Raw genomic sequence first — 11,107 nt, 5'->3', positions numbered from 1 at the left:
ACTAAAAGTTTGTTAAAAATTATGTAGATGGCCGTTTAAAAGACCCTCAGCGGCGCTAGTCATTAAAGGTTTGCAGCTCATGATAGGGGTTGCGCAGCTTTTGCTGGTACCAGGGTGTATCTTCGATGGCGGCGAAGGCTTCCTTGATGTTGGCCACCGTGGTGGCGTCCAAATCTTTGTTGGCCGCCAAATAGCCGTAGACGCTGAGCTCTTCGATGGCGCTGATAAAACGCAAATGACTGGCGGGCAGATTAAATTGCTGCGCCATGGCACCGACATAGTTAGGGTCATCGATGATCAGATCCACCTTACCGGAAAGCAAGAGGCGGTAGGAGTGCTTGATATCCGTTGTTTGCAGCACGGTAAAGCCGCGCTTAACAAAAAACAAGGCGCTGATGTCATCGCGCTGCACCGCAATGCGATAGGCACGGGCGTCCTCGAGTTGTTTAATGTTGATGTGTTTGCTCGAAGCTAAGCTGACAAAGCCCAAGCGAAAATAGGCGACCTTGCCCAGCCAGTGGAACAGCGGCTCGCGCTCCGGTGTTTTCGCTAAACTGTAGATCAGCGTATTGGCCTGCTTTTTGGCGAGGTAAAAGGCCCGAGCCCAGGGGTAGATGTTGATGTCGGCATCCACATTCGCTTCGCTGAGCACATGACGAACGATATCCGTGCTGCTGCCGCCGATATTGTCATTGATTAAAATCTGGTTCGGCGGGCTCAGTTCGGTCACCACCTGCACGGCGTCATCCGCAGCACTGTTAAAGGATAGAAGTGCGCATAGGAAACATAACAAGGGGAGTGACGTTCGCAGCAAGGGGGGCATGCTCTTTCCTTAAGCCAATAATTCCCCTAAGCATAGATAAATGCAATGAAGAATGCACCTAATAACGAAGAAAATATTCCTTATTTGGGTACTTTAATGGATTTATACCAATTCTGTTAAGTATGTGAGCAGATATAGCGCCGGATAAATGATGTGATAACAAGGTGGAATTTTTCTTATGTAGTTACTCTACATCGAAAAATTCCAACGCCGTGAGCATGACATTTAGCCCGCTAGAATGATTAGCTATTTAAGTGAATTGGTATTAGTAGGGCGCAGAAACGATAAAAGGGCCTTGCGGCCCTTTGGTGAAGTATCGTTCAAGTTAGCCGCTGCCTTAACCCCTTAAGGCAACAACCTAGGTCTGAGACCCTGTTTTGCAACTCTGGCTTCTCTTTCTTTCTAAGCAATAGAGAGGAAAAACCCAGCAATTGCGGCGCTCATAAGGTTGGCCATAGATCCTGCCAACACTGCTCTGAGCCCTAGACGTGCGATGTCCTTCCGCCGGCTTGGCGCCATACCGCCAATCCCGCCTAGTAAGATGGCTATCGATGACAGGTTAGCGAAACCACACAGTGCAAAGGTTACGATTGCTTGTGTGTGCTCACTTAACTCATCACGATAATTTACAAAGTCCAAATAAGCGACGAACTCATTTACGACTAATTTCTGGCCAATAAAACTACCGGCTCGCATGGCTTCATCCCAAGGCACACCCAATAACCAGGCGACCGGGGCGAAGACATAACCTAAAATCTGTTGTAGCGTCAGCTCCGGGTTATCGAAGAAGCCACCAAACCAGCCTAATACACCATTAAGCAGGGCGATAAGCGCTACGAAAGCCAGCAACATGGCGCCTACGTTCAGCGCCAGTTGCATACCGCTTGAGGCACCAGCGGCCGCGGCATCGATGACGTTAACCGGCTGCTCATGCTCGGTATCGAGCTCTGCCAGGGTTTCCTTCGGGGTTTCCGTTTCCGGCACTATCATTTTGGCCATCAGGAAACCACCGGGTGCGGCCATAAAGCTGGCAGCAATCAGGTAGTGCAGTTCAACGCCTATCTTTACATAACCGGCCATGACCGAGCCCGCCACCGTGGCTAAGCCACCTACCATGACCGCGAATAACTCCGACTTGGTCATGGTGGTTATAAAAGGTTTAACTATCAAAGGCGCTTCGGTTTGGCCAACGAAAATATTGGCGGTGGCCGAGAGCGACTCGGGGCGCGACGTTTTCAATAGCTTTTGCAGCGCGCCACCTAAGAATTTAATCACCCAATCCATGATGCCGAGGTAATACAAGACCGCCACCAGGGATGAGAAAAATACGATAACCGGCAACACCTGAAAGGCGAATAAAAAGCCTAGAGTGTCTTCCTTGGCCAAGGGACCGAATAAAAAGCTGATGCCATCGGTGGCATAGCCAATTATTTTGGCAACCGCCCTAGACATGGCTTCAAGTATGTTTTTGCCAAATTCAAAAAATAATACAAAGCCACCTATGATGACTTGCAGTAAAAATGCCACGCCGACTGTGCGTGGATTTATCGCTTTACGGTTTGTTGATGCCCCGTAGGCAATCGCCAGTAGCACCAGCATACCGATCAGGCTCATTAATGTTGTCATTGCCGATGTTCCCGTTATTCTTGTAGTAGGTGTTTGATTTTACTTTTTATTATGTCAATTGCTACGCGGTTTTTACCACCTCGGGTGACCACCAAGTCGGCGTTGTGCTTGGACGGCTCGATAAACTGGTAAAACATTGGTCGCACGGTGCGCTTATACTGTTCGACAATCGACTGGATTGTGCGACCGCGCTCTTCAATATCGCGTTGCATACGGCGCATCAGACAGATGTCCAGCGGCGTATCGATAAACACCTTGATATCAAATTCATCTCTCAGTGCCGGATCGCTTAATAACAAAATACCCTCGACGATGAGGATCTTTGCCGATAAAACGCGGCGTGTTTCCTTTGCGCGGGTGTGCTCGTTATAGTCATAAATGGGCACATCCACGGCGCACCCTTCACGCAATTTGCGCAGGTGCTCGACCAACAATTCGTGCTCAAAGGCATCGGGGTGGTCATAATTTGTTTTGACGCGATGCGCCATAGGTAAATGTGATTGATCCCGGTAGTAGGCGTCTTCCTCGATAATGGCGATCGCCCCAGGCTCTAGCTCATTGACCAGTTCGTTATAAATAGTTTGGCTAAACAACGACTTACCCGACGCAGACGCACCGGCAATGGCGATAATGGTTTGTGTCACAAACAAAGCATCCAGACTGAAATTAGACAATTGATTACTTTAGCAAATTCGCCACGAATAATCTCAATTGATGCCATCCATTAGCGCTTATGCGCGCCAAAAGTGACGCAAATCCTCACGTTATTCCGACAAATGTAGCCTTTATAACGGGTTTTTATTAAGGACTTATGTCCGCTTGAAAAAACATCAGCGGCGAACCCCGTAGGCCCAGAACAAACCTATAATTAGTGTAGGACTTTTGTCCTGTTGGTAAATTTATCAAGTGGTTAAAGTGAGCAACATAGCGTAATAGAGCGAGGCAAGTATGGCACGAGCAATGATCTTGATGGCCGACAGTCTGGGGATTGGCGCGGCACCCGATGCCGAGGCCTTTGGCGATCTTGGTGCCAACACCCTGGGTCACATTTTAGATGCCTACCAGCAGCGATGGGGTGAACCCCTGGCGCTGGCAAACTTGTCGCGACTGGGTTTGATCGATGCCTGTGAGGCGGCGTCTGGTCGAATCCTTAACGTTGCCAATCGCCAACAGCCAATGGCTGCGTGGGGTTATGCCAAGGAGTTATCCAGTGGCAAAGACACGCCGTCGGGGCATTGGGAAATGGCCGGTGTGCCGGTGTTGTTCGATTGGGGTTATTTCCCCTTAACCACACCCAGCTTTCCCGCCGAGTTGATTGATGAATTGGTAGCGCGCACCGGTATTCCCGGGATCTTGGGTAATTGTCATGCTTCGGGCACGACCATTATTGCCGAACTCGGTGAGGAGCATGTGCGCACGGGTAAGCCAATTTGTTACACCTCGGCCGACAGCGTGTTCCAAATTGCCGCCCATGAACAAAGCTTTGGTTTGGATAACTTGTATCAGGTATGTGAAGTTGCACGCTCACTGCTTGATGACTACAACATTGGCCGCGTGATTGCGCGTCCCTTTGTTGGCAATGACAAGGATGATTTTAAGCGTACCGGTAATCGCCGCGATTATTCGGTGTTACCGCCGGCCCCGACTGTGCTGGATAAGCTGGCCGCAGCCGGTGGCGAGGTGATCAGTATTGGCAAAATCGCCGATATTTATGCCCATCAGGGGATCACCCAAAAATTTAAGGCGCCGGGCCTGGAAAACCTGCTGGCAAAAACCGTCGAGGTGTTTAAACAGGCGCCGGACAACAGCTTGGTATTTACCAATCTGGTGGACTTCGATGAACTCTATGGTCATCGTCGTAACGCCGTGGGTTATGGCGAAGCATTGAAAGTATTCGATGACTTTTTGCCCCATGTATTGGCGCAGTTACAAGAAGATGATCTGCTGATCATCACCGCCGACCATGGCTGCGACCCCACCGCCCCAGGCTCGGATCATACTCGCGAGTATGTGCCGGTAATCGCCTATCGCCCGGGCATGCAAGCCGTGGCGCTGGGTGAGCGTGAGAGTTTTGCCGATATCGGCCAGACCCTGGCGCAATGGTTTGACCTAACAACACTTGAATATGGTAACGGCTTTGTTGCGGCGCTTTCGCTCGATACGCCGGACACAGCACAGTAAGAGGACAAGATATGAGTACGCCACATATTAGCGCAGCCCAGGGCGATTTTGCCGAAACGGTATTAATGCCGGGCGATCCACTGCGTGCCCAATACATTGCCGAGCACTTTCTCGACGATGCGAAACAAGTGACTGGCGTACGCAATATGTACGGCTTTACCGGCACTTATAAAGGTAAGCCGGTGAGCATCATGGGCTCGGGTATGGGCATTCCATCCATGTCCATTTATGCCCGCGAGCTGATCGTCAGCTACGGCGTGAAAAACATTATTCGTATCGGTACCTGTGGCGGCATCGCTGCGGATACCAAAATTCGCGACGTGATTTTTGCCCAGGGCGCGAGCACCGACTCCAATGTTAACCGTGCCCGTGTACGTGGCTACGATTTTGCCGCCCTGGCCAACTATGGCTTGCTTGAAAACGGCGTACGCGCCGCCCGTGAATTGGGTATCGATGCCAAAGTAGGGAACGTGTTTACCACGGATACCTTCTATCAGGCCGACTCCTCGTTTTACGAAGAGCTGCATAAGCTAGGTGTACTGGCGGTGGATATGGAAACCGCCGGTCTTTACGGTGTGGCCGCCGAATACGGTGCCAACGCCATGGCGCTGTTTACGGTGAGCGATCATGTGATCACCGGTGAAGCAACGCCAGCCGAAGAGCGTCAAAGCACCTTTAACGAGATGGTGAAAATCGCCCTCGAATCAATCTAATTTATGCACCTAGGGGCCACCCTAGATTGCAACATCAGTGTTCCTTGGTAATACGTGAAAAACGTTAACCTCAAAGTCCCCGCTTTTTAGCGGGGCTTTTTTTTGCCTGCTGATAAGGAGAGCGCTTTGTCTTTTTTATAGTGGGCGTTTGACTAGGGAAAACAATTAACTTATTAATATTGTTTTAACGTGTTTGAATTGCCTTAGGTATTTGATATGGAAGTGACTTACCAGAGCTTAAAAGCGCGACAGCGTAGCGAACGAAGTGAATACACTGAAAACATAGGTTTGCGGGTGCACAGGGCACTGAGCTGGCTGCATAAAGCAGAGCAGATGGAAGGGGATAAAGACTCCCAGTTTATCTTTTATTGGATAGCCTTTAATGCCGCATACTCAAATGTTATTGACGATTGTTACCGTTATACCGAGCAAGATACATTCCGTAATTTTATCGAACGCTTATGTCAGCTGGACGAGCAAGGTCGCTTAGCAGATCTGGTCTGGAATGAATTTGCCAGCAGTATCAGGGTATTGTTAAACAACAAATTTGTGTTTCAGCCCTTTTGGGATTTCCACAATCATAAAAAGTCCGAACAAGAATGGGAAGAGCGCTTCAAAGCCGCAAATTCCTATGCTAATAAAGCACTCGGCGGTAAAAACACCTCCGCCGTTTTATCGGTCATATTTTCTCGCCTATATACATTAAGAAACCAGATAATCCATGGTGGCGCCACCTGGAATAGTTCAGCAAACCGGGCTCAGGTCCGTGATGCGGTTACCTTCTTATCCAAGTTTATTCCGTTCACAATTGAAATCATGATGGATAACGCCCAAGAGTTTTGGGGAGAAGCAAGTTACCCCGTTGTAGAATAAAGCAAATTACCAAGACACCCATCTCAAAGCTTAAAGTATAAGAGTGGGTGTCTTGTTTATTACTCAGTTTTTCTAGCGGCTCTCTTTCAGCCCTTGGGTTCTTTAGCTCTCTTGGTAGCTTTTAGTCCAAACCCTCCACGATGGAAAAGTGATGACTGGCTATACGAAAGCCTTCCCTGAGGTAAAATTTATGGGCGGGAAAGCGTTGCACGCCTGAATCGAGGTGGATCTGCGTACAGCCGACTTGTTTCGCATAGCTTTTAAACCAGTTCATAAAAAAAGTGCCAACGCCTTTTGACCGGTATGCTTCATTGGTAACCAGATCCTCAATATAGATGTGCTTTCCCCAAGCGAGTTTTTCGCCCATGCTGAACCCGGCAACCGCCAACACCTCGCCCTCCGATATCACATAGACTAGCTGATAGCCCTGCGTTTTTTGTTTCTCTATCTGCACATGCAAACTTTCACGACTGTACTGCGGGCGCAACTGCAAGAGTACATCAAGCACCTTGTCTTGAAGGTCACCTTGACCCATAAACCTAACTTCCATCTACTTCTCCATTTTGGTGTCTTTAAGCAACGAACGTCATCGTACATAAAACTTATCTCAAATCCATATTGTCGACAATTATGTTCGATATACATATAAATAAATTGTTTATATGGGTTTGTAAATTGAAATTGTCGACAATGCTAATTTTGGAATTAGATGCTAATGTGGTTTAACTTTTTCGGAACGCTCAATGCTTGCTTCATCTTATTTAGTTTAATAGGGGTGTATTCACAAGTACGTACCATATGGCGAAGGAAACAAGAGCACATACAAAATCCAACGCATATCCTGTCGCTGAAAATGTTTATGGTTAGCTTCTTCGCCTACTACTCCTTCTTTGTATATGGCATGTCGATAGAGCCTTTCAATCACTATATTGTGTGGCCTAGGTTATGCGCCTCAGTGCTGGTTAGTATCATTCTTTATGAAATATGGCGAGACAGGAAGACACGGCCGTCGTTTCTATGTTTTTCAGCGGCCCTGGCGCTACTTTTGATAGGCGCTTTGTTTGGTGTCATAGGAACTGCTTATGAAGATCAAGGACAGCAAATAATGGCGGTAATGATAGTCTGTATTACCGGGCTCATTGCGCATGGCTATTACAGTCAGATCACCTTAGTGCTTAAGGCGGGGGAGACCGGGGCGCTGGATAGAAAAATGAGTGCGTTCATTTTACTGATGGACATTTCAACTATCGCATTTTCTCTGAGCATGGGGCTTACACAAGGTTGGCCGCTCTTGCTGTTGGCGAGTGTCAGTGCCATTACAAAAATCGCCGTGCTTTATTTATTCAGGTGGGTCCGTTTTAGCCCGATAGCAAGAGCTCGACGAGCCGTTCAAAAAGAAGGATTCTGTATGGCAGAATCGAGCCAACAATGAGCAGGGAAAAATTACCAAGACACCCATCTCAAATCTTAAAAATTACCAAGACACCCACCTCTGACTGTGAAGAATAAGAGTGGGTGTCTTCGATAACTCCCACTCGAGAACTTAGATAACTCTTTTTTCAATATTGACTGTTTTTCGAACTGAAAAACGTTGTTTTATTTCAACGCGCCACATTGAGTGGTTGTTCGATAAATGAGCAAATTACAACTAAGCTTCTCATTTGAGTTGAAACAGTGCTTTCTGAAGGTTAGCGGGTCCCGCCGCCATTTAAGTACGACCAAGGCGCTCGATCGGGTGAATATAGAATTCAAATGTCACATTTTAGTTAACGCACTATTTACAAAAAAGGCATCTTGCCTATCGTCGGTTAGCGTAATGATTATGGAAATATCGGACGTCAAAAAGTACTTGATTGCGGACGGTGCTGACTATTTGAAATTACAGGATAACCTTGTGGTTATAGGCGAATAGTCGCTTTATCAAGCCTAATGGAAACTAAAGCCTAAGCTATTGAGTGTGGGTTAATTGATTGTATTTCATTTGTTAATCAAGCTTTGCAATATGGAAAACATGCTCCAGCATAAAAGCTCTATTGTCCTACAGTTCCGAATATTGAAAAATGAGAATAATAGTCTGCACTTCACTTTAACCTTCTATTTTTAAAGGTGAATTCTCTCCAAAAAGCAAAAAAACAAGCCTTGATTAGTAATCTTAAAGTATTAGTACTTTTTTATCATTTCGTCCTTGACGATTGAGTGCTTATCGTACAATACTATTTTTAACATAAGTTAAGAACTTAACGCTTGCTTAATTGGTGAAGTTAATTTTTCTGTCAGTCCACAAGTAAGTGTGGTGTTTCACACGCTCCCGAGAAAAGTAAAAAATGAAAAGTTATCTAAAACACGTTCAATTACTCTGTATGCTTGTTTGCGCTGCAACATTAGTAGCCTGTACCACCTCAGGTTCTCTATTAACTGGCCAACCGCTCAAAGCTTCTTCTCAGATTAGTGATGCAGAAGCTACTGCAAAAATTGTATTTTTCCACGATGGTCCTGTTGATGCCGAGACCTTACGAACGAACTCGATCGTTATCTCAACTCAAGGAAAAGTCATTTCTGGGCTGCACCCGCAACAATACACAGTTATTCAAGCCTGCAGTGGTATGCAAACTTTTCAAATCGCTCGAGGAGGCTCAACAGCCGTCTCAGTAGAGTTGCCTATTGCTGAAAACTCTGTGTATTACGTCAAGTTGCAACCAAGCACACAAGCATCCGGAGTTACCTACCAGGTTTCGACGCACCGTAGTGTTAGCGATGTCATTGATGGCCGCGAAGCGCGCTCATTTTTGGTGGCGCGTCACCAAGCTAACTGTGCCACACCAGAAGAACCTGTAACGCCCGAACCTCTAATGTCTACTTTTGATTCAGAAGCGCTCTTCGCTTTTGATGGAGCGGAACTTACCGACGTCGTAGCCTCGCATCCTTTAGACGAAGTCGTGAACTTTATCGAGGCCCACTCTGACCACTCTATGCGTATTACTGTATCTGGTTATACCGACCGTCTGGGTGCTCGCGACTACAACCAAACACTCTCTGAGAAACGTGCACAAACCGTCGCCAATTACCTTAAAAACAAAGGTTTTAGCGGCAGTCTCCAAGTATTTGGTTTTGGTGCGGCGGATCCAGTTGTAACGGATTGCCCTTCTTCGTTAAGCCGAGATGCCTTGATTCAATGTTTACAACCGAATCGACGCGTAACAGTGCGTGTTTTACCGGCTAACTAATTCTAATTTACAAGCGCACCTACTAAGCGAAAGCGCTTGCTGGCTATTTTTATAAAATTTACGGAGATGATGTCATGGTCAAAGGGTATGAAATCATTGTTTACAGCGGTGAGCGCGTGGTCGAGAGCCACTCTTTAACTACTGACGGGGGAGCATTGACAATCAATGCTCAAAACGACGTTCGTTACGAGCTACTTGACCCTGCAACAGGTGTCGCGCCCCAACAAGTTCTCTTCAAACGTGAAGGCGAAAATTTGGAACTTCACTTTGGTGATGCGGCGCCAGACGCAATCGCAGACGTTATTATTACTGGCTATTATGACCTGAGCACGCCACCCAAGTTTTTCGGTTTAGCAGAAGACGGAGATTACTATTCCTTCGTTCCGCAAAGCGGCTTGACTGAAGACCTGTTAGAAAAACTTGACGAAGACGACGAGACTTATCAAAGCTTAGGCTACGAAGATAGCGACTCAGGTATAATGTGGTGGCCATTAGTGTTAGGCGGTGCAGCATTAGCGGCATTGGCGCTTGATGGCGGAAGTGACAGTGACGACAAGGTCAGTATTGCTCCAGACAACCTTGATATCGAAGCTCCAATCGTCATTTTTAACGACTTAATTACTAATGATACAACGCCCGAGCTCAACGGCACAGTCAATGATCCAGATGCGAAAGTGGTCGTTATCATTAACGGTATTGAGTATGAAGCAACCAACAATGGCGATGGTACTTGGACACTTGCTGATGACGTCGTTGCCGAATTAGAAGATGGCACCACCGCGGTTGTTGTGATCGCGACGGATCCAACTGGTAACGAAGGGGAGGCTGAAGGCGAGGTTGTTATTGATACCGTAGCGCCAGGTAATGGCGATGATGGTAATAGCATCATCTTCGATGATGGCGGTGATAACCTATTATCCGCTACGGAAGCGGCCGATGCCACTTTAAGTGGCCAAATCGAAACAGGCGCATCAATCATCCGCGTCGTGATCAGTGACGGTACCACCGACATTGAGGTTGACCCTACAGCAATTAGCGTTGATGAAAACGGTAACGTGACCATTAGCGGACAGGACCTCAGTATTTTCGCCGACGGTGAGTTGACAGTTACCATGACGGTTGAAGATGCTGCTGGTAACCGAGGAAACGTGACCGATACCACCACCTTGGATACGGGCGCACCGAGCACGGGTGATGGTGCAAACAGTATTGCGTTCGACGACGGCGGCGATGAGCTATTAAGCGCAGAGGAAGCGACCAATGTGACCCTTTCTGGCGTTGTTGAAGCCGGTGCCACCGTCGACAGCATCACCATCAGTGATGGTGTGACGACGATCAAGGTACCGAGCTCGGCGATCAGCACGGATAGCAACGGCAACCTGACCGTCGTTGGGCAAGACCTGTCAGGTCTCGCCGACGGCGAGCTGACCGTCACCATGACAGTGACCGACGCTGCCGGGAACACAGGCACGGTCACCGATACCACCACCTTGGATACGGGCGCGCCGAGCACAGGTGATGACGTAAACAGCATTGCGTTCGACGACGGCGGCGATGAGCTATTAAGCGCGAGTGAGGCGACCAGCGTGACCCTTTCTGGCGTTGTAGAAGCCGGCGCCACCGTCGACAGCATCACCATCAGTGATGGTGTGACCACGATCACGGTT

The 11,107-nt window shown here is 47.8% G+C and carries 10 protein-coding genes; 6 read left to right on the top strand and 4 right to left on the bottom strand.

Annotation, left to right across the window (positions count from 1 at the left end; translation table 11 throughout):
- Positions 1-55: 55 nt before the first annotated feature.
- From C2M24_RS07170 to udk, 3 genes are all read right to left on the bottom strand, one after another.
- Positions 56-823, bottom strand: a complete 768-nt coding sequence (locus C2M24_RS07170; protein WP_105213781.1) for a substrate-binding periplasmic protein — start codon at positions 821-823, stop codon at positions 56-58.
- 402 nt (positions 824-1,225) lie between these two features.
- On the bottom strand, positions 1,226-2,449 hold the full coding sequence (locus C2M24_RS07165; RefSeq protein WP_105201235.1) for a NupC/NupG family nucleoside CNT transporter: 1,224 nt from the start codon (positions 2,447-2,449) through the stop codon (positions 1,226-1,228).
- Between the two features lie 14 nt (positions 2,450-2,463).
- Positions 2,464-3,093: a uridine kinase gene (gene udk, locus C2M24_RS07160; RefSeq protein WP_105214542.1), complete on the bottom strand. Its 630-nt coding sequence runs from the start codon at positions 3,091-3,093 to the stop codon at positions 2,464-2,466.
- Between the two features lie 304 nt (positions 3,094-3,397).
- On the opposite strand from udk, the gene C2M24_RS07155 reads away from it, so the two are divergent.
- The 3 genes from C2M24_RS07155 to C2M24_RS07145 all read left to right on the top strand — a co-directional run bounded on the left by C2M24_RS07155 (position 3,398) and on the right by C2M24_RS07145 (position 6,216).
- Positions 3,398-4,630 carry a phosphopentomutase gene (locus tag C2M24_RS07155; RefSeq protein WP_105213780.1) on the top strand — a complete coding sequence of 411 codons (1,233 nt, stop codon included), beginning with the start codon at positions 3,398-3,400 and terminating at the stop codon, positions 4,628-4,630.
- A gap of 11 nt (positions 4,631-4,641) precedes the next feature.
- Positions 4,642-5,343 (top strand): purine-nucleoside phosphorylase, encoded by a 702-nt coding sequence (deoD, locus tag C2M24_RS07150; RefSeq protein WP_105201233.1) that lies wholly within the window; start codon positions 4,642-4,644, stop codon positions 5,341-5,343.
- Positions 5,344-5,559: 216 nt separating this feature from the next.
- Positions 5,560-6,216 (top strand): HEPN domain-containing protein, encoded by a 657-nt coding sequence (locus C2M24_RS07145; RefSeq protein WP_233999515.1) that lies wholly within the window; start codon positions 5,560-5,562, stop codon positions 6,214-6,216.
- A gap of 121 nt (positions 6,217-6,337) precedes the next feature.
- Here the strand turns inward: C2M24_RS07145 and C2M24_RS07140 are convergent, their stop codons facing one another.
- Positions 6,338-6,766, bottom strand: a complete 429-nt coding sequence (locus C2M24_RS07140) for a GNAT family N-acetyltransferase (RefSeq protein WP_105213779.1) — start codon at positions 6,764-6,766, stop codon at positions 6,338-6,340.
- A 165-nt stretch (positions 6,767-6,931) separates the two neighbouring features.
- Between C2M24_RS07140 and C2M24_RS07135 the strand changes: the two genes are divergently transcribed.
- The 3 genes from C2M24_RS07135 to C2M24_RS07120 form a co-directional block, all read left to right on the top strand.
- Positions 6,932-7,648, top strand: a complete 717-nt coding sequence (locus C2M24_RS07135) for a hypothetical protein (protein WP_105214540.1) — start codon at positions 6,932-6,934, stop codon at positions 7,646-7,648.
- An 892-nt stretch (positions 7,649-8,540) separates the two neighbouring features.
- Positions 8,541-9,440 carry an OmpA family protein gene (locus C2M24_RS07125; protein WP_105213777.1) on the top strand — a complete coding sequence of 300 codons (900 nt, stop codon included), beginning with the start codon at positions 8,541-8,543 and terminating at the stop codon, positions 9,438-9,440.
- 74 nt (positions 9,441-9,514) lie between these two features.
- The coding region (locus tag C2M24_RS07120; RefSeq protein WP_233999514.1) for an Ig-like domain-containing protein at positions 9,515-11,107 on the top strand (1,593 nt) is incomplete at its 3' end.

The sequence above is a fragment of the Pseudoalteromonas sp. T1lg22 genome (genome assembly GCF_002964645.1).
Taxonomy (GTDB): Bacteria; Pseudomonadota; Gammaproteobacteria; order Enterobacterales; family Alteromonadaceae; genus Pseudoalteromonas.
This window is presented reverse-complemented; position numbering and strand designations above follow the sequence as displayed.

What these genes read in the sequence shown, in the direction of transcription:
- C2M24_RS07170 (WP_105213781.1), bottom strand. Translation starts at nt 823, where the DNA reads ATGCCCCCCTTGCTGCGAACGTCACTCCCCTTGTTATGTTTCCTATGC.
- C2M24_RS07165 (WP_105201235.1), bottom strand. Translation starts at nt 2,449, where the DNA reads ATGACAACATTAATGAGCCTGATCGGTATGCTGGTGCTACTGGCGATT.
- C2M24_RS07155 (WP_105213780.1), top strand. Translation starts at nt 3,398, where the DNA reads ATGGCACGAGCAATGATCTTGATGGCCGACAGTCTGGGGATTGGCGCG.
- deoD (WP_105201233.1), top strand. Translation starts at nt 4,642, where the DNA reads ATGAGTACGCCACATATTAGCGCAGCCCAGGGCGATTTTGCCGAAACG.
- C2M24_RS07145 (WP_233999515.1), top strand. Translation starts at nt 5,560, where the DNA reads ATGGAAGTGACTTACCAGAGCTTAAAAGCGCGACAGCGTAGCGAACGA.
- C2M24_RS07140 (WP_105213779.1), bottom strand. Translation starts at nt 6,766, where the DNA reads ATGGAAGTTAGGTTTATGGGTCAAGGTGACCTTCAAGACAAGGTGCTT.
- C2M24_RS07135 (WP_105214540.1), top strand. Translation starts at nt 6,932, where the DNA reads ATGTGGTTTAACTTTTTCGGAACGCTCAATGCTTGCTTCATCTTATTT.
- C2M24_RS07125 (WP_105213777.1), top strand. Translation starts at nt 8,541, where the DNA reads ATGAAAAGTTATCTAAAACACGTTCAATTACTCTGTATGCTTGTTTGC.